Source organism: Streptomyces curacoi, assembly GCF_001513975.1.
Classification (GTDB): Bacteria; Actinomycetota; Actinomycetes; order Streptomycetales; family Streptomycetaceae; genus Streptomyces; species Streptomyces curacoi.
In genome coordinates this window covers 287,436-307,868 of record NZ_KQ947990.1, presented here as the reverse complement: position 1 = coordinate 307,868, position 20,433 = coordinate 287,436, and the positions used below count along the sequence as shown (strand labels likewise).

At 72.3% G+C, this 20,433-nt stretch carries 19 protein-coding genes; 9 read left to right on the top strand and 10 right to left on the bottom strand.

Annotation, left to right across the window (positions count from 1 at the left end; all coding sequences use genetic code 11):
- The first annotated feature begins 4 nt into the window (after window positions 1–4).
- The gene (locus AQI70_RS24555; RefSeq protein WP_062153644.1) at window positions 5–796 is read left to right on the top strand and encodes a hypothetical protein; all 792 of its coding nucleotides are present in this window, start codon (window positions 5–7) and stop codon (window positions 794–796) included.
- A 17-nt stretch (window positions 797–813) separates the two neighbouring features.
- Here the strand turns inward: AQI70_RS24555 and AQI70_RS24550 are convergent, their stop codons facing one another.
- From AQI70_RS24550 to AQI70_RS24540, 3 genes are all read right to left on the bottom strand, one after another.
- Entirely contained in the window at window positions 814–1,446 is a 633-nt protein-coding gene (locus tag AQI70_RS24550) for a LuxR C-terminal-related transcriptional regulator (protein WP_062153641.1), read from the bottom strand.
- Window positions 1,447–1,544: 98 nt separating this feature from the next.
- Entirely contained in the window at window positions 1,545–2,480 is a 936-nt protein-coding gene (locus tag AQI70_RS24545) for a TIGR03619 family F420-dependent LLM class oxidoreductase (RefSeq protein ID WP_062153639.1), read from the bottom strand.
- Entirely contained in the window at window positions 2,477–3,709 is a 1,233-nt protein-coding gene (locus AQI70_RS24540; RefSeq protein ID WP_208607431.1) for an amidohydrolase family protein, read from the bottom strand. The genes AQI70_RS24545 and AQI70_RS24540 overlap by 4 nt, the downstream gene beginning before the upstream one ends.
- 187 nt (window positions 3,710–3,896) lie before the next feature.
- Between AQI70_RS24540 and afsR the strand changes: the two genes are divergently transcribed.
- Together afsR and AQI70_RS24530 are read left to right on the top strand one after the other, a co-directional pair.
- On the top strand, window positions 3,897–6,860 hold the full coding sequence (gene afsR / locus AQI70_RS24535; protein ID WP_062153635.1) for an SARP-family global regulator AfsR: 2,964 nt from the start codon (window positions 3,897–3,899) through the stop codon (window positions 6,858–6,860).
- Between the two features lie 213 nt (window positions 6,861–7,073).
- Window positions 7,074–7,253, top strand: a complete 180-nt coding sequence (locus tag AQI70_RS24530) for a hypothetical protein (RefSeq protein ID WP_062153633.1) — start codon at window positions 7,074–7,076, stop codon at window positions 7,251–7,253.
- 63 nt (window positions 7,254–7,316) lie between these two features.
- On the opposite strand, the gene AQI70_RS24525 is transcribed toward AQI70_RS24530, so the two are convergent.
- The gene (locus AQI70_RS24525; RefSeq protein WP_062153631.1) at window positions 7,317–8,882 is read right to left on the bottom strand and encodes a FadD3 family acyl-CoA ligase; all 1,566 of its coding nucleotides are present in this window, start codon (window positions 8,880–8,882) and stop codon (window positions 7,317–7,319) included.
- Window positions 8,883–8,977: 95 nt separating this feature from the next.
- On the opposite strand from AQI70_RS24525, the gene AQI70_RS24520 reads away from it, so the two are divergent.
- From AQI70_RS24520 to AQI70_RS24510, 3 genes are read left to right on the top strand one after another with little or no spacing between them, the layout of a single operon-like run.
- Window positions 8,978–10,126, top strand: coding sequence for a lipid-transfer protein (locus AQI70_RS24520; RefSeq protein WP_062153629.1), 1,149 nt, complete (start codon window positions 8,978–8,980; stop codon window positions 10,124–10,126).
- 6 nt (window positions 10,127–10,132) lie between these two features.
- Window positions 10,133–10,549 (top strand): Zn-ribbon domain-containing OB-fold protein, encoded by a 417-nt coding sequence (locus AQI70_RS24515; RefSeq protein WP_062153627.1) that lies wholly within the window; start codon window positions 10,133–10,135, stop codon window positions 10,547–10,549.
- Complete coding sequence (locus AQI70_RS24510) at window positions 10,546–11,319, top strand: enoyl-CoA hydratase/isomerase family protein (protein ID WP_062153625.1); 774 nt, start codon at window positions 10,546–10,548, stop codon at window positions 11,317–11,319. Before AQI70_RS24515 ends, AQI70_RS24510 begins: the two co-directional genes overlap by 4 nt.
- A gap of 7 nt (window positions 11,320–11,326) precedes the next feature.
- Here AQI70_RS24510 and AQI70_RS24505 read toward each other — a convergent pair whose 3' ends face one another.
- The 3 genes from AQI70_RS24505 to kbpA form a co-directional block, all read right to left on the bottom strand.
- Entirely contained in the window at window positions 11,327–11,857 is a 531-nt protein-coding gene (locus AQI70_RS24505; protein WP_244181826.1) for a hypothetical protein, read from the bottom strand.
- A 281-nt stretch (window positions 11,858–12,138) separates the two neighbouring features.
- Complete coding sequence (afsK, locus tag AQI70_RS24500) at window positions 12,139–14,499, bottom strand: protein serine/threonine kinase AfsK (protein ID WP_062153621.1); 2,361 nt, start codon at window positions 14,497–14,499, stop codon at window positions 12,139–12,141.
- A gap of 245 nt (window positions 14,500–14,744) precedes the next feature.
- On the bottom strand, window positions 14,745–15,482 hold the full coding sequence (gene kbpA, locus AQI70_RS24495) for an AfsK-binding protein KbpA (RefSeq protein WP_079051456.1): 738 nt from the start codon (window positions 15,480–15,482) through the stop codon (window positions 14,745–14,747).
- A 134-nt stretch (window positions 15,483–15,616) separates the two neighbouring features.
- Between kbpA and AQI70_RS24490 the strand changes: the two genes are divergently transcribed.
- Complete coding sequence (locus AQI70_RS24490; RefSeq protein WP_004000397.1) at window positions 15,617–16,252, top strand: TetR family transcriptional regulator; 636 nt, start codon at window positions 15,617–15,619, stop codon at window positions 16,250–16,252.
- Between the two features lie 102 nt (window positions 16,253–16,354).
- Here the strand turns inward: AQI70_RS24490 and AQI70_RS24485 are convergent, their stop codons facing one another.
- Window positions 16,355–16,807: an Lrp/AsnC family transcriptional regulator gene (locus AQI70_RS24485; protein WP_004000396.1), complete on the bottom strand. Its 453-nt coding sequence runs from the start codon at window positions 16,805–16,807 to the stop codon at window positions 16,355–16,357.
- A gap of 82 nt (window positions 16,808–16,889) precedes the next feature.
- Between AQI70_RS24485 and AQI70_RS24480 the strand changes: the two genes are divergently transcribed.
- Window positions 16,890–17,513: a LysE family translocator gene (locus AQI70_RS24480; RefSeq protein ID WP_062153617.1), complete on the top strand. Its 624-nt coding sequence runs from the start codon at window positions 16,890–16,892 to the stop codon at window positions 17,511–17,513.
- Here the strand turns inward: AQI70_RS24480 and AQI70_RS24475 are convergent.
- Together AQI70_RS24475 and AQI70_RS24470 are read right to left on the bottom strand one after the other, a co-directional pair.
- Entirely contained in the window at window positions 17,508–17,981 is a 474-nt protein-coding gene (locus AQI70_RS24475) for a nitroreductase family deazaflavin-dependent oxidoreductase (protein ID WP_062153615.1), read from the bottom strand. The two genes, AQI70_RS24480 and AQI70_RS24475, sit on opposite strands and share 6 nt — an antisense overlap.
- Window positions 17,978–19,171, bottom strand: coding sequence for an acyl-CoA dehydrogenase family protein (locus AQI70_RS24470; RefSeq protein ID WP_062153613.1), 1,194 nt, complete (start codon window positions 19,169–19,171; stop codon window positions 17,978–17,980). Before AQI70_RS24470 ends, AQI70_RS24475 begins: the two co-directional genes overlap by 4 nt.
- Window positions 19,172–19,247: 76 nt before the next feature.
- On the opposite strand from AQI70_RS24470, the gene AQI70_RS24465 reads away from it, so the two are divergent.
- Complete coding sequence (locus AQI70_RS24465; protein WP_062153611.1) at window positions 19,248–20,420, top strand: thiolase C-terminal domain-containing protein; 1,173 nt, start codon at window positions 19,248–19,250, stop codon at window positions 20,418–20,420.
- The last annotated feature ends 13 nt before the right edge of the window (window positions 20,421–20,433 follow it).

Genomic DNA, 20,433 nt, shown 5'->3' with positions numbered 1-20,433 from the left:
ACCCATGACACGCCCCGGCCGCACGAGAAGCCACCGGAGCAAGAAGAAGCGCATCACCCTGGCCCTGGCCCCGGTGGCGGCCGTCGCGGTGGCCGTACCGCTGATGAGCTCCGCGGGTGCCGCCACCCCCTCCGAAGTGACCGCCGACTGTTCGGCGGACTCCGACAAGTTGGAGAACTGCGAGTTCGTCGACGTCCAGTTCAAGCGGGACAACCTCGGGCCCAATCAACGGGTCTCCGCGGTGAGCGACAACTGCGGATCGACGGCCACCGCCTCGAAGACCTTCAGTGTGAGCGCGGCCGTCACCAGGACCATCCAGCTGGAGGACGGCTTCACCGCGGACGCCGGTACGAAGCTCGGCAATTCCTTCTTCGAGATCGGCGTCAAGTTCAACACGTCGGAAATCAACATCACGCGCGACGACAAGACGACCACCCTGGCGTTCAGCAGGACCGACACCGTGCAGGCGGACAGCCTCGCCTTCTTCATGTGGTCCGCGAAACGCACGGACGTGAGCGGCTTCCTGCGGGCCACGTACAAGGAGGCACAGGACGGCCGGAAGGTGTTCTTCGCGCCGGCCGAGGGCGCCACGAGCGTGCACGTCTTCTATCCGCAGATCCTGAAGAACGGCACCCCCGACGGGCGTCTGTGGCTGCGCAACGTGAAGTGCGGAACGCCGGAGGCGGCGGGACTGCGCAATTCCACGCGCGCCCTGCGGTCGGAACCCGGATTCGGTGAGGGCGGCGCGAACGTCACCGACGTCGAAATACCGCTGTCGGACGTGCCGGCGCCGTAATAAACGGTTGCCGGTTCTCAGCTGCGAAGCACGGGCGCGGCTCCCAGCCACCTCAGGACCGCGTCCGTGCTGCCGCGTGCGTCCAGCTTGGCGTAGATGTTGCTGAGGTTGTTGCGGACCGTCTTCTCGCTCAGCCGTAAGCGCAGCCCGATCTCCTGCGCGCCGAGCCCGGTCGACAGCAGCTCCATGATCTGCCGCTCCCGCGGCGAGAGCAGACCGCGCAGTCGCTCCGCCGCCGAGCCCTCCGCGGACGCACCCCGGACAGCCTCGCGCAGGGCCGCGCAGGCCGCCGGGGAGAGGGAGGTGTGGCCGACGGTGGCCCCGACGACGGCCGAGGACAGCATGCAGGTGCAGTAGTCGCCCTCGATCAGACAGCCCGCTCCGCGGCGGAACACCTCCAGCACCGTGGCGGTGTCCCGGCGGGGGCTGATGACGATCAGCGGGACCCCGACCGGCCCCAGTTCCCTCAGCGCCCTGGACGGCTCGTCGCAGCGCAGGACCACGACGTCCACGCCGTCGGGCACGGCGTACGGCGGGCGCAGGGTCACCGCCCGCCCGACGTGGGGATCGTCCGGGGCCGGCCACCCGGGGTGCGGCCAGGTGCCCTCGGGGCAGGCGAGGGCGACGGAGAGTTTCCGGGAAGTGTGCACGTCGTTGCGTCCTTCCGCCGAAGCCGTACGTCGGTACGTCCGTACGTTCGTACATACGGAGCTCGGCGCGCACATGTTCAAGCTTTCAACGAACGTGGTCACCGCAGCAGCGGACCGACCTCTTCCCCGAACTCCTCGATCTGCGCGACGAGTTCGGCCCGGCTGCGGCTGCGGAAGCGCACCTGGAGCTGGTCCACGCCCATCGCCCGGTAGGCGCGCAGCGACTCGGCGACCGCCTCCGGCGTCCCGCTGACCGTCCGGCGCCCGACGTCCCACGCGGGCGTCCCGACGTACAGGGGCTCGGCGATGGCACCGACGGTGAACGGCCCCGCGATGCCTTCCTCCTCCCTGAGCCGCCGTATCCGCGCGATCTGCGCGGGCAGCCGGTCGCGCGGATCCCCCTGCGGCAGCCACCCGTCCCCCTTGAGCGCGGCCCTGCGCACGGCGGCCGGGGACGACCCGCCGACCCAGACGGGGACGCGCTCCTGGGCGGGCCGCGGCCGCTGTCCGAGCCCCTCGAAGGCGTAGAGCTTGCCGTGGTGTTCGGGGAACTCCTCGGGGCCGAGGGCGGCTCGCAGGGCGTCGACCGTCTCGTCCAGCACGGACCCGCGCCGCTCGAAGTCGGCCCCCAGCGCCTCGAACTCCTCGCGCACATGCCCGGCCCCGACCCCGAGGATCAGCCGGCCGCCCGACAGATGGTCGAGGGTGGCGTACTGCTTGGCCGTCAGGAGCGGATGCCGCAGTCCCACGACGGCGACATGACTGAGCAGCCGGATGCGCTCGGTGGCCGCCGCGAGGAAGGCGAGGGTGGCGACGGGGTCGTACCAGACCGTGCTCATCGCGGGCGCGAGGCGGCGCGGGATGGCGACGTGGTCGCAGCTCGCCAGGTAGGCGAAGCCGGCGCGGTCGGCGGCGCGGGCGACGGCGAGCAGGTCGTCGGGGCCGGCGGCGGCCTCCCAGGGCTCGGCGTACAGGGTGCTCTGGGACTGGACGGGGAGCTGGATCCCGCACTGGAGCCCGTGCGACGGGCTCACCGCGTCCCGCCCCAGCGCCCGTCCGGGGTGAGCCCCAGAAGCTCGATGGCGTTGCCCCGCACGATCCGCTCGACGACGTCCGCGTCCAGGTGCCCCATCTGCGCCTCGCCGACCTCGCGGGACTTCGGCCAGGTGGAGTCGGAGTGGGGGTAGTCGGTCTCGTACAGGACGTTCCCGACACCGATCGCGTCCAGGTTCCTCAGCCCGAAGGCGTCGTCGAAGAAGCAGCCGTAGACGTGCCCGGCGAACAGCTCGGACGGCGGCCGGCGCACCTTGTCGGCGACGCCGCCCCACCCGCGGTTCTCCTCCCACACCACGTCGGCGCGCTCCAGGATGTACGGGATCCAGCCGATCTGGCCCTCCGCGTACATGATCTTCAGATTCGGGAACCGCTCGAACTTGCCGCTCATCAGCCAGTCGACCATCGAGAAGCAGCAGTTGGCGAAGGTGATGGTGGAGCCGACGGCGGGCGGGGCGTCGGCGGAGGTGGAGGGCATACGGCTGCTGGAGCCGATGTGCATGGCGACGACCGTGCCGGTCTCGTCGCAGGCGGCGAGGAAGGGGTCCCAGTCGTCGGTGTGGACGGAGGGGAGCCCGAGGTGCGGGGGTATCTCGGAGAAGGCGACGGCGCGGACGCCTCGGGCGGCGTTGCGGCGGACCTCGGCGGCTGCGAGTTCGGCGTCCCAGAGCGGGATGAGGGTGAGCGGGATGAGCCGCCCCTGGGCCGCGGGCCCGCACCACTCCTCCACCATCCAGTCGTTGTAGGCCTGGACGCACAGCAGGCCCAGCTCACGGTCCTTGGCCTCGGTGAAGGTCTGGCCGCAGAAGCGGGGGAAGGTCGGGAAGCAGAGGGCGGACTGGACGTGGTTGACGTCCATGTCGGCGAGGCGGGCGGGGACGTCGTAGGAGCCCGGGCGCATCTGCTCGTAGGTGATGACCTCCAGCTTGATCTCGTCCCTGCTGTACCCCACGGCGGTGTCGAGGCGGGTGAGGGGCCGGTGCAGGTCCTCGTACACCCACCAGTCGCCGAGCGGGCCGTCGTCGCCCGGCCGGCCCATGACGGGCTTGAACCGTCCGCCCAGGAAGGTCATTTCCTTCAGGGGGGCGCGGACTGTGCGCGGCCCGGTGTCGAGGTACTTCTTCGGCAGCCGGTCCTGCCACACGGTGGGCGGCTCCACGGTGTGGTCGTCGACGGAGATGATCAGCGGAAACGCGGTCTCGGTGTCCATGTCCGTCACGGTAGCGCCGATCTGACGGTCCGTCAGCCAAGCGGGAACGGGCCGCCGTTGTGCGAAGGGCACGTGAGGGCCTTGTGATATCCCGCGCGCCTGTCTGTGATCAGCCTCTCCACAGCTGACGCATCTGCCGGAACAAGGCAAACTGGCGGAGATGTAAACGGGTCCTAGGGGGACTGCGATGGACGGGGTACCGCGAGTGCCGGAGCAGAGGCGTCCCGGCTCCTCGACAAATGCGGCGGAGCCGCCGGCGGCGCTGCGCTTCAGCGTGCTCGGCCCGGTACGCGCCTGGCGCGGCGAGGAGCAGCTCCCCACCGGCTCCCCCCAGCAACGCGCCCTGCTCGCGGCCCTGCTGCTGCGCGAGGGCCGTACGGCGACCGCGGGAGAGCTGATCGACGCCCTGTGGGGCGAGGAGCCGCCCTCGCAGGCGCTGGCGGCGGTACGGACGTACGCCTCCCGGCTGCGGAAGGTGCTCGATCCCGGCGTCCTGGTGAGCGAGTCGGGCGGTTACGCCGTGCGGGGGCTGGCCGAGGGCGCGCTGGACCTGGCGGTGGCGCAGGAGCTGGCCGCGGAGGCGGAGAAGGCGCGCAACGCCGGGGATCTGTGCCATGCGCGCAAGGTGCTGGGGCGGGCGCTGGCGCTGTGGGACGGGGAGGCGCTGGCAGGGGTTCCCGGTTCGTACGCGGAGGCGCAGCGGGTCCGCCTGGAGGAGTGGCGGCTGCAACTGCTGGAGTCCCGCCTGGACATGGACCTGGAGCAGGGCTGCCACGCGGAGGCGGTGTCGGAGCTGACGGCGCTGACGGCGGCGCACCCGCTGCGGGAGCGGCTGCGTGAGCTGCTGATGCTGGCGCTGTACCGCAGTGGCCGCCAGGCGGAGGCGCTGGCGGTGTACGCGGACACCCGGCGGCTGCTGGCGGACGAGCTGGGCGTGGACCCGCGTCCGGGGCTGAGCGAGCTCCAGCAGCGGATCCTGCAGGCGGACCCGGCGCTGGCGGAACCGTCGGCGCCGGCGCCGGAGCCCACGGCCGCCCCGGTCCGACCGGCACAACTCCCGGCGACCGTCCCCGACTTCACGGGCCGTTCCGCCTTCGTCTCGGAGCTGAGCGAGGTCCTGGCCTCGGCGGAGGGCCGGGTGATGGCCGTGTCCGCGCTGGCGGGCATCGGCGGGGTCGGCAAGACGACGCTCGCGGTGCACGTGGCGCACCAGGCGCGCGCGGCGTTCCCCGACGGCCAGCTGTACGTCGACCTGCAGGGCGCGGGCCCCCGGGCGGCGGAACCGGAGACAGTCCTGGGCTCCTTCCTGCGCGCCCTGGGCACGGCGGACTCGGCCATCCCCGACTCCCTGGAGGAGCGCTCGGCGCTGTACCGCTCGATCCTGGACGGCCGCCGGGTGCTGGTGCTGCTGGACAACGCCAAGGACGCCGCCCAGGTACGTCCGCTGCTGCCCGGCACGGAGGGCTGCGCGGCGCTGGTGACCTCCCGGGTGCGGATGGTGGACCTCGCCGGCGCGCATCTGGTCGACCTGGACGTGATGTCCCCGGAGGAGGCCCTCTCCCTGTTCACGAAGATCGTGGGCGAGGAGCGGGTGGGGTCCGAGCGGGAGGCCGCGCTGGACGTGGTCGCGGCGTGCGGCTTCCTGCCGCTGGCCATCCGCATCGCGGCGTCCCGGCTGGCGGCCCGCCGCACCTGGACGGTGTCCGTCCTCGCCGCCAAGCTCGCGGACGAGCGGCGCCGCCTGGACGAGCTCCAGGCCGGCGACCTCGCCGTGAAGGCCACCTTCGAGCTGGGCTACGGCGCCCTGGAGCCCGCCCAGGCCCGCGCGTTCCGGCTGCTGGGGCTGGCGGACGGCCCGGACATCTCGCTGGCGGCGGCCGCGGCGGTGCTGGATCTGCCGGTGGACGAGACCGAGGACCTGCTGGAGTCCCTCGTCGACACGTCGCTGCTGGAGTCGGCGGCGCCCGGGCGGTACCGGTACCACGACCTGGTGCGGCTCTACGCGCGTGCCTGCGCGGAGCGGGACGAGTGGCCGCCGAGCGAGCGGGACGCGGCGATGTCGCGGCTGCTGGACTTCTATCTGGCGACCGCGGCGGGGGTTTACGCGATCGAGCGGCCGGGGGATCGGCTGGTGGATCACCGCGAGGCGACCGAGTATCCGGGATTGACGTTCGAGGACCGGCACCAGGCTCGCGACTGGTTGTACGCGGAGGCGATCTGCCTGCTCGCGTGTGTGCGGCAATGCGCTGCGCCGCACCATCTGAGGCGTGCCGTGGACCTGTTGTGGACTGCGATCGATCTGACGGAATCGGGCGCCAACTCAAAGGAGTACGAGGCGACAGGGACGGCCATGCGTGCCGCGGCCTCGGCCGCCGGAGACCAACAGGCGGAAGCCCGGGCGCTGGTGACGCTGGCCAACGGCCATCACATTTCCGGCCGCTTCGAGCTTGCGGACCAGGAGGCCGCCGACGCCCTCCGGCTGGCGGAGATGGCCGACGACCCGCTTCCCACCTGCTGGGCGTCCAACATGCTCGGCGTCATCGCGCTCTACCAGAGCCGGCACGAGGACGGGGAGACGCACCTGAGCCGCGCGATCGAGAGTTTCCGGTCCTGTGGGGACCGCCCCGGCGAGGCCAGCGCGTTGTGCAACCTGTCACGGATACACCTGGCGATGGGCCAGACCGCGAGCGCCGTGACCCTGGCCGAGCAGGGCACCGGCATGTACGACGACATGGGAATCACGCTCAAGGGGGCCAACGGCCGCTACGCGCTGGGCCTCGCACTCACCCAGAGCGGTCAGCTGTCACAGGCGGCCGATCGCCTTGAAGAGGCCCTGGAGGTCTTCCGGGACAGCCGGCAGCGGCTGTGGGAGGGTATGACGCTCTTCCGTCTCGCCGAAGTGGACCTCGCCGCCCGGCGTCCGGCACAGGCCGCCGCCAACGCGGAACTGGCGCTGACCGTTCTCCGGGGAATCGGCGGCGAGTGGCGGCGCGGAAACGTGCTTACTGTGCTCGGGCGGGCCTTGAGCGACATAGGGCAGACCGGTCGCGCTCAGGTCTGCTGGCGGGAAGCCCTCGATATCTTCGACGCACTCGGAGTCCCGGAAGCCGAACAGGTCCGGGCTCTCCTCCACCCGCTCGCCCTCGCCTGAGGCGCCGCGCCTGCACGTTCATCGTTCGTTTATCGCCCCACGGCACTCTCGTCGTGTCGTTCCGTCGCGTCGGGGGGCAGGCGGGACGGCCAGTGGCCTCACCTCTAAGGTGTACCGGCCCAGGGAGTATCCGCCCGGCAGCCCGCGGGGGAGCTGCCGGGCGGGTCTCTCCGACCCACCGCATCGAAGACTGTCAGGGGAGCAGAGCGAGCCATGAGCGACAACAAGAAGACCACCGAGGCAGTGGCGCCGGAGACGGACGCCACTGAGGTGACCACGCTCAACACCCACGCCACCAGCGAGCCGCTCGACACGAGCAAGCTGAAGGCCGACGAGGGAACCGGGGACGCCACCACGGACAACACGCACGCCACTGGTGAGCCGACCGGCTGACGCCTCTCTCCACGGGGATCGGCCGCGGCGGCGCGGAGGGGGAGCCGCCGCGGCCGAGGTGTGTCATGGGTGGCCGGCACGCCGTCCCCGCAGCTCCCCCTTCACCACCTTGCCGCTCGCATTGCGCGGCAACTCCCCCAAGAACTCCACCCTCCGCGGCACCTTGTAGTTCGCCATCTCCCGCCGCGCCCAGGCGATCAGGTCGTCCCCGGTCAGCACGGCCCCCGGCCGCCGCACGACGAACGCCTTGCCGACCTCGCCCAGCCGCGGATCCGGTACGCCGATCACGGCGACGTCCGCGACATCGGGATGCAGACCGAGGACCTGCTCTATCTCCGCGGGGTACGCGTTGAAGCCGCCGACGATGAACATGTCCTTGAGGCGGTCGGTGATCCGCAAGTTCCCGGCGGAGTCCAGGACGCCCACATCCCCCGTCCGCAGCCACCCGTCCTCCGTCAGTACCTCGGCCGTGGCCGCCGCGTCCGCGTAGTAGCCGCGCATGACGTTGAACCCGCGGACCAGCACCTCGCCGGGCTCGCCGAGCGGTGCCTCGACCCGCACCTCCGTGCCCGGTATCGCCCGCCCGGACGTCGACGCGATCACCGACGGGTCGTCGCCGCGCCGGCACATGGTCACGATGCCGCTGGCCTCCGAGAGTCCGTACGCCGTCAGGACCGTCTCCACGCCCAGTTCCCCGCGCAGGCGTTCCACCAGCCGCAGCGGCACCACCGCCGCGCCGGTCACCACCAGCCGCAGGGCGGAGAGGTCGTAGGAGCCCCTCGCCGGGTGGTCGAGGAGGGACTGGTGGAGGGTCGGCGGGCCCGGCAGCACCGACACCCGTTCCGCCGCGATGTTCGCCAGGGCCGTGCCGACGTCGAAGACCGGCTGGGGGATCATCGTCGCGCCCCGCATCAGGCAGGCGATCACCCCGGCCTTGTAGCCGAAGGTGTGGAAGAAGGGGTTCACGATCAGGTAGCGGTCGCCCTGCCGGAGGCCCGCGAGGTCGCTCCACACCTCGTAGGCACGCAGCGTCTGCGCGTGGGTGATCACCGCGCCCTTCGGGCGGCCCGTCGTACCGGAGGTGAAGACGATGTCCGAGGGCCAGGAGCCGGACACGGCTCCCGACCTCGCCCGCACCTCCGCCTCCCCCACCCCGTCCCCGCTCGCCAGGAACTCCTTCCAGGTGCGGAAGTCCGCGGGAGCGTCGTCCGACAGCACCACCACCTGTTCCAGGTCCGGCAGACCCGGTCCCTCCGCGACCGCCCTGCGCAGGGACGCCACGTACGAGGTGCCCAGGAAGGTGCCGGTCACGAACAGCAGCCGTGTGCCGCTGCGGCGCAGTACGTCCGCCGCCTCCGCGCCCTTGAAGCGCGTGTTCAGCGGCACCAGCACCGCGCCCGCCGACACCGCGCCCAGCGCCGCCACGATCCAGTCCAGTGTGTTCGGGGCCCAGACGGCGACCCGGTCGCCCGGCTCGACGCCGTTCGCCAGGCAGGCCGCCGCCGAGCGCTCGACGCGGGCGCCGAGTTCGCCGTAGGAGATCCGGGTCCGGCCCTCCACCACCGCTTCGGTGTCCGCATACCGCTCGGCCGCCCGGCGGACCAGCTCCGGGATGCTCTGCCACTCCACGATGGGCCTCCCCGAACACGCTAGCTGACTGCCCGTCAGATTAGCTGTAGTCTGACGACCTGTCAGCAGCCGGTCCGCGGCGCGGAGGTGTGCACATGGCAGGACTCAGGGACGCGACCGCCATCGTCGGCATAGGCGAGACGCCGTTCGCCAAACGCCTTCCCGAGGACGAGAAGACCCTCGCCTGCCGCGCCGTCCTCGCCGCCCTCGACGACGCCGGGATCGCCCCGGGTGAGGTCGACGCCCTGGCCAGCTACACCATGGAGGAGACGGACGAGGTCGAGCTGGCGAAGGCCGTCGGGTTCGGGGATCTCACCTTCTTCAGCAAGGTGGGGTACGGCGGTGGCGGCTCGTGTGCCACCGTCGCGCATCTCGCCGCCGCCATCGCCACCGGGCAGGCCACGGTCGGCGTCGCCTGGCGGTCCCGCAAGCGGGGCAGCGGGCCCAGGCCCTGGCGCAACACCACCGCCCAACTGCCCACCCCCGCCCAGTGGACCCGGCCGTACGGCCTCCTGCGGCCGGTCGACGAGATCGCCATGCTCGCCCGCCGGTACATGCACGAGTACGGGGCGACCCGGGACCACCTCTTCAACGTCGCCCTCGCCTGCCGCAACCGGGCCAACCAGAACCCGGCCGCCGTCATGTACGACCGTCCCCTCACCCGCGAGATGTACATGACCTCCCGGTGGATCAGCGAGCCCCTGTGCCTCTTCGACAACTGCCTGGAGACGGACGGCGCCCTGGCCTGTGTGATCGTCAGCCGGGAGCGCGCCCGCGACTGCCGGCACACCCCCGTCTACGTCCACTCCGCCGCCCAGGGCCTGCCCGCCCAGCACCACGGCATGGTCAACTACTGGAACGACGACCCGCTCACCGGGCCCGCCTGGACGGCCGCCCGCCATCTGTGGAAGCACGCGGACTTCACTCCACAGGATGTGGACGTCGCCCAGATCTACGACGCCTTCACGGCTCTCATACCGCTGTCGCTGGAGGGTTACGGGTTCTGCGGGAGGGGAGAGGGCGGGGCCTTCACGGAGGGCGGGGCCCTGGAGATCGGCGGGCTGCTGCCCCTCAACACCGGGGGCGGCGGGCTCAGCGAGGCCTACGTCCACGGGTTCAACCTCATCAACGAAGGCGTCAAACAGCTCCGCGGCACCAGCACCGCCCAAGTCCCGGGCGCCGCCACCTGCCTCGTCACCGCCGGCGAAGGCGTCCCCACCTCCGCGCTGCTCCTGAGGAGTTGACCAAGGATGCTCTCCCCCGTCACCGACCCCGACGGCGCCCCCTTCTGGCGGTACGCCGCCCAGGGCGAGCTCCGAGTCCAGGCCTGCGCCGACTGCGGTGAGCCACGGTTCCCGCCCCGCCCGTGCTGCCCGCACTGCCAGTCCTTCGCGAGCGAGTGGCGCCGCACGTCCGGTCAGGGCCGTATCTGGTCGTACGTCGTCCCCCACCCGCCCCTGCTGCCCGACTACGCGGAGCAGGCGCCGTACAACGTCATCGTCGTCGAACTCACCGACGCCCCCCGCATCCGCCTGGTCGGCAACCTCGTCACCGCCCCGGACGCGCCCCTCAACTCCCTCTCCCCCGACCGGATCCGCATCGGCGCCAAGGTCCAGGCCGTCTTCGGCCCCACCGGCCTGCCCCGGTGGGTCCTGGAGCGGCCATGAGCCTCCGCGTCGCCACCGACAAGGACACCGGCGTCGCCGTCGTCATCCTCGACCGCCCCGATCGCCTCAACGCCATCGACCTCGCCCTGCGGGACGAACTCGTGGGCGCGTGGCGGGAGTTGCGGTTCGACGACACCGTACGGGCCGTCGTGCTCACCGGTGCCGGGGAGCGGGCGTTCTGCACGGGGCTGGACCGGGCGGCCGTCGTCCCGCAGCCCGGCTCGCCGTACATGATGGACGATCCGCTGCTGCGGGCCGGGCCCAAGGCCAACGACCTGTGGAAGCCGGTCGTGGCCGCCGTGCAGGGCATGGCCTGCGGGGGTGCCTTCTACCTCCTCGGCGAGGCGGACTTCCTCGTCGCCGACCCGAGCGCCACCTTCTTCGACCCGCACACCAGCTACGGCATGGTCAGCGCCTACGAGTCGATGCTCATGGCACTGCGCATGCCGTACGGGGAGGCCGCGCGGATGGCGCTGATGGGGAGCGCGGAGCGGATGTCGGCGCGGCGGGCCCATGAGATCGGGCTGGTCTCGGAAGTCACCGAACCCGGTGGGGCGCTGGCCGCCGCGGTCGACCGGGCCGCCGTCATAGCCGGGTATCCGGCGGCGGGTGTGCAGGGCACCGTGCGGGCGCTGTGGGCGGCCAAGGAGGCCGCCCTCGCCCACGCCTTCGCCCAGGCGCCCCACCTCATCACCCTCGGGAACTCGCCCGCCGACCGCCAGGCGGAGCTGTTCGCGGCCCGGCGGGCCGGTGGCTACCGGGTGCGGTGAGTGCCCGTCAGCCGGCCGTGGCGTACGGCTCGGCCGCGCAGTGGTCGACCTGCGCCGCGACGCCCGCGCCGGAGAGGTCCACCTGGACGCTCACCGTCTCGTTCGCGGCGACGAACTCGTCCTCGGTGCGCTGTTCCACCCGGTGGGAGGCGGCGTCGAGGAAGTCGACCGTGACGGTGAAGTAGCCGCCCGTGGAGTTCGGGTTGGTGACCTTGACCGTCGCGTAGGGCCTGTCCGTCGAGGCGCAGCTCACCAGTTGCACGGTGGCGTCCTGGAGCGTCGAGGAGGAGCCGCTGCCGCCGCTCGTGCCGCCGTAGTCGTCGTCATCGTCGTAGTCGTGGTAACCCGAACCCGAGGTGCCGCCGCTGGTGGACGAGCTGTCGTGGTCCTGGCTGGAGCTGCTGCATCCGCCGCCCCCGCCACTGCCACTGCCACCGCCGTCGCTGCCGCCGTGGCCGCGTCCCTTGAATCCGGTCAGCGCCAGGACGACGAGTACCGATACCGCCGTGAGTCTGAGCATGTGCCCCCGTCGATGCATGCCGTCACTCTAGGGCAGGCCTGTCACGGTCATGTCACCGCGTGGCGACCGCCGCGTACTGGGCGTAGCGTCTGCGGTGAGAGCGGTGAACAGGGCTGCTCCCTCGCGCCGACGGCCGCCGTCCGGACCCCTTCCGTGCACCGGTACGACGGCCGTCACAGGACGGCGGTTCGGCAACGCCCCAGGGGGCGGCACGGGGTTGTGCTCGATTTGCGGCTCCGCCGCCCCGGGCGCGACCAGCCACACCGGCCCCGCGGACGGCCGACGACCCATCGCGGCACTCACGTGCTCCGCGCCGTCCCCGTCCCCTTCTCCGCGTCCAGCGCGTACACGCACCGGTCCTTGCTGCACGCGTACACGACCCCGTCCCTCACCAGGGGCGAGCCGGTGATCTCGCCACCGGTGGCGAGCTTCCATCTGAGCCGCCCGTCGTCGGCCTTCAGCGTGTACAGCAGGTGGTCCGTCGAACCGAAGTGGATCCGGCCCTCGGCCACGGCCGGCGCGCCCACGATGTCGCCGCCCGCCTGGAAGCGCCACTTCGGAGTGCCGGTGACCGCGTCCAGCGTGTACAGGCCCTTGCCACTGCCGACGTGGACATGGCCGGCGGCCACCAGGACCGGCTCGATCGAGGAACGGGACTCGGTGGCGATGCGCCAGCGGTCGCGGCCGTCGGTGGCGTCCAGGGCGTAGACCGTGCCGAGGTAGTCGGCCAGGTACACACCGCCGCCCGTGACGGCCGGGCCCGGCACGAAGGTCGGCGGGCACAGGAACACCGCCGGGGCCTCGAAGTGCCAGCGGACCAGGCCGCTGTTCACATCGAGCGCCAGCACCCGCGTCCCGGCCGACACGTACACATAGCCATCGTGCGCCTGCGCCACCCGCACCGGCACCCCGCCGCAGGAGGCGGCGTCGCCGATCGGGTACGACCAGCGCTCGTCGCCGGTCCGGGCGTCCAGGGCGCGCAGCCGCGCGTCCTGCCAGACGTACACCGTGCCGTCGTGCAGCGCGGGGCCGGCCTCCGGCGCCTCGAAGTCGGTCTGCGCCCCGGTGATCTCCCACAGCTTCTGGCCGTTCGAGGCCTCCCAGGCCTGCACGCCGCCGCCGCGGGTGCCGGTGACGACCGTGCCCCGGTCGGCCTTGAGCGAGTACACCCAGGCGTCCGTCTGGAGCCGCCAGAGGTCGGCGCCCTCGCGGCAGTCCAGGGCGAACAGGGTCGGGCCGTCGGAGGCGTGGATACGGCCGTCCGCGACCGCCATCGACCAGGCCACGTCCCGCGTCTTGAAGCGGCGGCGGCCCGTGGCCACGTCCAGGGCGTGCACCTCGAAGGAGGTGACGTAGACGAGGTCGTCGCAGACGGCCGGGGTGCCCCAGACGTCGTTCGACATGCGGAAGCGCCAGGGGCGCCAGCCGGCCGCCGTCTCCGGGGGCGCGGGCGGCACGGCAGGGCCCACGGCGGGGTCGGCGCCGTTGACGCCGGGGCGGGGCTTGGACCAGGAGGCGACGAGGCCGGCCTCCGGGGCGGGGGCCTGCAGGGCGGCGGCGCGGGCGGCGGCGACGCGGGGGCCGGGCCCGATGGGCACCGCCGCGCCGGCCAGCCGTACGGGGCCGGTGTCGGGGGCGCCGACCGGGGCGGGCGCCGGCTGCGGGGCGGGGACCACCGGGTCGTGCGAGGGCGGGGGCGGGAGAGGGGCGGGGGCGATCCGGCCACCGCTGCGGCCGGACGCCGGCGACGGCTTCGTCGCCGGGCGGCCACCGCGCCGCGCCTCGATCAGGCTGACCGCCCGCTCGGGCAGCCACGCCGACGCCGTACCGCTGTCGTCGGAGCCGGAGCCGAAGAGGTGCGGGGCGAGCTGGGCCTGGAGGTCGGCGGGGTTGGGGCGGGCGGTCGGGTCCATCTGCATACAGGACTCGATGAGCGGGCGCAGCTCGTCCGGGAGGCCTTCGAGGTCCGGGCCCTCCCGGAGCAGCATGAAGACCGTCTCCACCGGGTTGGCGCCGTGGAAGGGCGGATGCCCGGTGGCGGCGAAAACCAGCATCGAGCCGAGCGAGAAGACATCACTCGCGCCGGTGACGCTGCGCGAGTCCTTCGCCTGCTCCGGCGACATGTACGCGGGGGTACCGACCGCGACGTTCGTCATCGTCAAACGGGTGTTCGAAACGCCGGACGCGATACCGAAGTCGATCACCCGGGGCCCGTCCTCGACGACGAGCACGTTGGACGGCTTGAGGTCCCGGTGCACCAGCCCGGCGCCGTGGATCGACTGCAGCGCCTCGGCGACACCCGCCGCCAGCCAGCGCACCGCCTGGGCCGGGAGCGGCCCGCACTCGTTCACTATCTCTTCCAGCGAGGGCGCGGGCACGTACGCGGTGGCCAGCCAGGGCACGGCGGCGCGCGGATCGGCGTCCACCACGGCCGCCGTATAGAAGCCGGAGACCGCGCGGGCCGCCTCCACCTCACGGGTGAAGCGGACACGGAACAGCTGGTCCTCGGCGAGCTCCGTACGGACCGTCTTGATCGCCACGCGCCGGCCGGACGCCGAGCGCGCGAGATAGACCAGCCCCATGCCGCCGGCACCCAGCCGTCCGAGCACCTCGAACGGCCCGATCCTGCGCGGATCGTGCTGAGTCAGCTGATCCACCACTTGCCTGCCACCTCCCCGTACGAGCCGCGCCACCGACATGTTTACGCGACCCCGTGCAGCGTCTCACCACCGCACCGCCTTGGCGGCACGCACCCCGATTCTTCCTGTCCTGGGGCGTGGTTGCGAACCCGAGGGCGGAACGGGGTGTCTTGGGACAAAACCACACCCCGGGCCCGACGGAAAGCGCCGGTTCGCATAGTGGGACGCCGGAGGTAAGAGTGTGGTCAGCGTTCCAGCCGGTGCGGTCAGCGTTCCAGGACCGCGAAGGACGCCCCCTGATCGTCGGTGACGACGGCGACCCTCCCGTACGAGGTTTCGAAGGGCGGCACCTGCACCCGCCCGCCGAGCCGGTTCACCGTGCCGAGAATTCCCTCGCAGTCCGCCACCCGGAAGTGGACGACGAAGTGGGGCGGCATCATCGCCGGGAAGACCTCCGAGACGGCCGCGCGTCCGAAGTCCGGCTCGGCGTCCGGCCCGAACAGGGCGTCGTGGAAGAGTCCGCCGTAGAAGGTGTTGGCGACCTCGGTGTCCCGGGCGTACAGCTCGGCCCAGACGAAGGTGCCGACCTCGTGCCGGCGGCCGAAGCCCGGGTGCTCGCCCGCCTGCCACAGCCCGAAGACGGCGCCCTCGGGGTCGGTGACCAGCGCGACCGTCCCGAGACCGGCCCCGACCTGCACGGGCGCCGTGACCACCTGTCCCCCGGCCGCGCGGATCCGCCCGGCCAGCGCCGCCGCGTCCGGGGTCGCGAAGTACACCGTCCACACGGTGGGCATCCGCCCGTCCGTCTTGCGCGAGAGGGAGGCGACGGGCTCGCCGTCCAGCCGGGCGAGCACGGTGGAGTCGAACGCCTCCTCGAAATCCCACCCGAAGAGCTCACCGTAGAAGCGCTTGCCCGCCTCCACGTCGGCAAGCTGCGCGTCCACCCAGCACGGGACGCCCTCTCCGTATCCCGTTCCGTTCGCGGATGCCCTGTTTTCGGCCATGCGGCAAAAGTAACGGTGTCCTGTGCAACCCGCAGACCAGGCACACCCGCCTCCGCATCCTCGGGCACCCCATTTGCAGTCGGCCGAATCGCGCCCCGATCACGCCTCGGTAAGCTGACGGCATGACAGGACAAGTGCGTACCGTCGACGGCCGCGTGGCCGGCCGGCGTGGGCAGGCGACCCGGCAGAAGCTGCTCGACTGCCTCAGCGAGATGCTCAGCTCCTCCCCCTACCGGGACGTCAAAGTCATCGATGTGGCCCGGAAGGCGGGCACTTCGCCCGCGACCTTCTACCAGTACTTCCCGGACGTCGAGGGCGCCGTCCTGGAGATCGCCGAGCAAATGGCCGCCGAGGGCGCGGGGTTGACCGAGCTCGTGGAGGGCCGCAGCTGGGTCGGCAAGGCCGGCTGGCAGACCGCGCAGGAACTCGTGGACGGGTTTTTGGAGTTCTGGCGCAAGAACGACGCGATCCTCAGGGTGGTCGATCTCGGCGCGTCCGAGGGGGACAAACGCTTTTACAAGATCCGCATGAAGATCCTGAACTCGGTCAACAACTCCCTGGCGGACGCGGTCGCGCAGTTGCAGTCCAAGGGCAAGGTCGACAAGGACGTCAACCCGGCGGCGGTCGCGGGCTCCCTCGTCGCGATGCTCGCGGCGGTGGCCTCGCACCAGAAGGGTTTTCAGACGTGGGGCGTCAAGCAGGCTGAACTGAAGCCGAACCTCGCCCTGTTGGTGCATCTCGGCGTGACCGGCAAGAAGCCGACCAAGTAGCTCCCGGCCGCCGTCCGGCGCCTCGAATAACCGAAGTCCTGTCTCGCAGGCGGTGGTTCACACGGGTGGATCACCGCCGTTTGCGTATCACGGTGTCCCGTGTCAGGCCGGCAGCGGCCGGTCCTTCACCACATGCTTCATCACCAGCGTCGACGTCAGCCGCTGCACCCCCGGCAGGGTGGCCAGCCGCTCGTCGTACAGCCGCTGGTAGGCGGCGAGGTCGGCGGCGACGATCCGCAGCAGATAGTCCGGCTCGCCGAACAGCCGCTGGGCCTCCAGCACCTCCTCCACCTCGCCGAGCGCCCGCTCGAACTCGACGACGGTGTCCCGGTCCTCCTGCCGCATGGAGACGAAGACCAGCGCCTCGAAGTTCAGCCCGACGGCAGCCGGGTCCACGACGGCCCGGTAGCCGCTGATGGCACCGGCCCGCTCCAGCTCCCGCAGCCGCCGATGGCAGGGGGAGACGCTGAGCCGCACGCGAGCGGCCAGCTCGGTCACGGTCAGCCGGCCGTCCTGCTGGAGCTCGGCAAGAATCTTTCTGTCCACGTCGTCCATGAGACAGATCTTCCCTCATTTCGATGGCTGGCGGGAAAAGTTCGACAACACTTTCGGGCCATTCCCGCCTAATGTCGCCACCATGGACTCCGGACTGCTCATTTCCTTCCTCGCCATCGACCTGCTGCTCGTCTGCGTGCCGGGCGCCGACTGGGCCTACGCGATCTCGGCCGGGCTGCGCGACCGCTCGCCGGTGCCGGCGGTGGCGGGCCTGGTCACCGGATACGCGCTGCACACGGTCCTGGCGGTGGCCGGTCTGGCGGTGCTGGTGGCGAGCGAGCCGGGGCTGCTGACCGCCCTGACGGCGGCCGGTGCCGCGTATCTGGTGTGGCTGGGGTGGGGGGTGCTGCGCCGGCCGGGTACGCCGGGAGCGGCCGAGGAGAACGTGGCGGCGAGCCCGGCCCGGGTCTTCCTGCGCGGTGCCACGATCAGCGGCCTGAACCCCAAGGGCCTGCTGCTCTACCTCTCCGTGCTACCCCAGTTCCTGGTGACGAAGGGCGAGCACCTGCCGGTCCCCGCCCAGACCGCCGTCCTCGGCCTGCTCCACATGGCGTGCTGCGCCGCCGTCTATCTGACGGTGGGCCTGGCCGCCCGCGCGGTCCTCGGCGCCCGTCCCGCGGCGGCGCGGGCGGTCACCCGTACGTCGGGCGCGGCGATGCTGGGGATCGGCGCGTTCCTCCTCGTCCAGCGCCTGGCCACGCTATGACCTGCGGACGATCCTGAAGAGCCGGATCTGTCGCGCCACCCGGGCCTGGTACGTGGCGTACGGCGGCCAGAAGGCGAGCACCGCCCGCCAGACGGCCGCCCGCTCCTCGCCCTCCAGCAGCCGGGCCGTGACGGGGATGTCCCGGCCCTGCCAGCTGATCTCGGCGTCCGGATGGGCCAGCAGGTTCGCGGTCCAGGCGGGGTGTCCGGCGCGCCCGAAGTTGGAGCCGACGAGGATCCAGCTGCGGCCGCCCTCCTCGGGCATGCAGGCCAGCGGCGTACGGCGGGGCAGGCCGCTGCGGGCACCGGTGGAGGTCAGGATCACGCCGGGCAGCAGCTGCGCGCTGAGCAGCACCTTCCCGCGCGTGAGCCGGTGCACGGCACGGTCGAGCGCGGGGATGACATGGGGGGCGACCTTGGCGAAGCCCCGCGTCGAGGACACCTTCTGCACCACGCGGACGCCGATCACACCGCCACCTCCCGCCGCTCGGACGTCTCGAAGAGGCGGGCCGTGTCGGCGGCGTGGGCCCGCAGCCGGTGGACCGGCCCGAAGAGCAGCTCGTCGCCGGCGGCCCGCTTGAAGTACAGGTGGGCCTGGTGCTCCCAGGTGAAACCGATGCCGCCGTGGAGCTGGATGCCCTCGGCGGACGCGGTCCGCAGTGCCTCCAGGGCCTGCGCGAGCGCCAGCCCGCCCACGCGCTCCCCATGCGGTACGGCCCACGCCGCGTAGTACGCCGCCGAGCGGGCCGCCTGCACACCCACGTACACATCCGCCAGCCGGTGCTTCACCGCCTGGAAGGACCCGATCGCCCGCCCGAACTGCTCCCGCTGCCTGACGTACTCCACGGTCTGCTCCAGCGCCCGGTCGGCCGCTCCCACGGCCTCGCAGGCGAGGACGGCAGCGGCGCCGGCGCCGACGGCGGCGAGGGCGGCAAGGACGTCCCGACCGTTCTCCTCACCCAGCAACTCCGCCTCGGCCTCGCGGAGTTGGAGGCGGGCCTGCGACCGGGTGGCGTCCAGCGCGGTCTGCCGCACCCGTACCACCCCTGCCGCGTCCCCCGGCACCAGGAAGAGCAGCGTCCGTGACCGCGCGAACCCCCCGGTGTGCGCGGCGACCACCAAGAGCCCCGCGCTGTGCCCGTCCAGCACCTGGTCGGCCTGCCCGTACAGCCGCCAGCCGCCCTGCACCCGCCGCGCCTGCACGCCCCCGGCGCGCCCGCCACCGGCCCAGTCGCCGCCGTTCGCGCCGGTGAGGGCCAGGGCGGTGGCGAGTGCGGTGCCGGGGACGGCGAGGGTGGCGGTGAGCGCGCCGGAGGCGAGGCGGGGCAGCAGTCCGGCGCGCTGGGCCTCCGTGCCGAGGGCCGCGATCAGCGGAGCGGCGAGGACGGCGGTGCCGAGCAGCGGGGAGGGGCAGAGCGCCCGCCCCACCTCCTCGCAGGCCAGGGCGAGCTCGGTCACCGAGCAGCCGACACCGCCGTACGCCTCCGAAAGGGCGAGTCCGGGCAGGCCGAGCTGTTCGGCGAGGGCGGTCCACAAGGCGGGGTCGTACCCGGCGGGGGTGTCCACGGCGGTGCGCGGTTCCCGGCCGCGGCGTTGGCGGAGCAGCTCGCGGAGGGTGCGGCGGATCTCGTCCTGTTCGGGGGTGAAGCTGGCGTCCATGGCTCTTCCCTCCGCATCTGACGGCCCGTCATATTAGGAGGGTCCGAGCGAGATGCACAGGGGTTGGAGGCCTCGCATGACTCCCGGGAGCCGGAAAGTCGCCGTCGTCGGCGTGTCCCTCTCCGACTGCGGGCGGGTGGAGAACGCGACCCCGTACGCCCTGCACGCACAGGCGGCCCGTCGCGCGCTGGCCGACGCGGGGCTGGGCCGGGAGGTGGTGGACGGCTTCGCCTCCGCCGGGCTCGGCACCCTCGCCCCCGTCGAGGTGGCCGAGTACCTGGGCCTGCGCCCCACCTGGGTCGACTCCACCTCCGTCGGCGGCTCCACCTGGGAGGTCATGGCGGCCCACGCGGCGGACGCCATCGCCCAGGGGCACGCCAACGCCGTACTGCTGGTCTACGGCTCGACGGCCCGCGCGGACATCAGGGCGGGACGGCGCACCGGCGACCTCTCCTTCGGCTCGCGCGGCCCCCTGCAGTTCGAGGTCCCCTACGGCCACACCCTGATCGCCAAGTACGCCATGGCCGCCCGCCGCCACATGATCGAACACGGCACGACCGTCGAGCAGTTGGCGCAGGTGGCCGTCCAGGCGAGAGCGAACGCGGCCCTGAACCCCGAGGCGATGTTCCGCGACCCGATCACGGTCGACGACGTGCTGAGCGGGCCGATGATCGCGGACCCCTTCACCAGACTGCACTGCTGCCTCCGTTCCGACGGCGGCGCGGCGGTGCTGCTGGCCGCCGAGGAGTTCGTACGGGACTGCCGTACGGCACCCGTGTGGGTGCTCGGCACGGGCGAGCACGTCTCGCACGCCGCCATGTCCGAGTGGCCCGACTTCACTACGGGCCCGGCGGCGGTGAGCGGGCGGCTCGCCTTCGAACGGGCCGGGGTGCGGCCGGAGGAGATCGACTTCGCCGAGCTCTACGACGCCTTCACCTACATGACCCTGGTGACCCTGGAGGACCTCGGCTTCTGCGGGAAGGGCGAGGGCGGGGCGTTCGTGGAGAAGGGGCGGCTGCTGGTGCGGGGCGGGGAGCTGCCGGTCAACACGGACGGGGGCGGGCTGTCCGCCCAACACCCCGGGATGCGGGGGCTGTTCCTGCTCGTGGAGGCGGTACGGCAACTGCGGGGCGAGTGCGGTGAGCGCCAAGTGCGCGGGCAAGACGGGGAGTTGCCGCGATTGGGGGTGGCATCGGCGACCGGGGGATGGTTCTGCTCGTCGGGGACGTTGGTACTGGGCAGGGATTGAGACCGTCGAGAGC

Bases quoted from the DNA above. Each gene is read 5' to 3' on its own strand.
- AQI70_RS24510 (WP_062153625.1), top strand. From the start codon at position 10,546: ATGAGCCTCCGCGTCGCCACCGACAAGGACACCGGCGTCGCCGTCGTC.
- AQI70_RS24520 (WP_062153629.1), top strand. From the start codon at position 8,978: ATGGCAGGACTCAGGGACGCGACCGCCATCGTCGGCATAGGCGAGACG.
- AQI70_RS24465 (WP_062153611.1), top strand. From the start codon at position 19,248: ATGACTCCCGGGAGCCGGAAAGTCGCCGTCGTCGGCGTGTCCCTCTCC.
- AQI70_RS24470 (WP_062153613.1), bottom strand. From the start codon at position 19,171: ATGGACGCCAGCTTCACCCCCGAACAGGACGAGATCCGCCGCACCCTC.
- AQI70_RS24515 (WP_062153627.1), top strand. From the start codon at position 10,133: ATGCTCTCCCCCGTCACCGACCCCGACGGCGCCCCCTTCTGGCGGTAC.
- afsR (WP_062153635.1), top strand. From the start codon at position 3,897: ATGGACGGGGTACCGCGAGTGCCGGAGCAGAGGCGTCCCGGCTCCTCG.
- AQI70_RS24480 (WP_062153617.1), top strand. From the start codon at position 16,890: ATGGACTCCGGACTGCTCATTTCCTTCCTCGCCATCGACCTGCTGCTC.
- AQI70_RS24555 (WP_062153644.1), top strand. From the start codon at position 5: ATGACACGCCCCGGCCGCACGAGAAGCCACCGGAGCAAGAAGAAGCGC.
- AQI70_RS24485 (WP_004000396.1), bottom strand. From the start codon at position 16,807: ATGGACGACGTGGACAGAAAGATTCTTGCCGAGCTCCAGCAGGACGGC.
- AQI70_RS24505 (WP_244181826.1), bottom strand. From the start codon at position 11,857: ATGCATCGACGGGGGCACATGCTCAGACTCACGGCGGTATCGGTACTC.
- kbpA (WP_079051456.1), bottom strand. From the start codon at position 15,482: ATGGCCGAAAACAGGGCATCCGCGAACGGAACGGGATACGGAGAGGGC.
- AQI70_RS24530 (WP_062153633.1), top strand. From the start codon at position 7,074: ATGAGCGACAACAAGAAGACCACCGAGGCAGTGGCGCCGGAGACGGAC.
- AQI70_RS24540 (WP_208607431.1), bottom strand. From the start codon at position 3,709: ATGGACACCGAGACCGCGTTTCCGCTGATCATCTCCGTCGACGACCAC.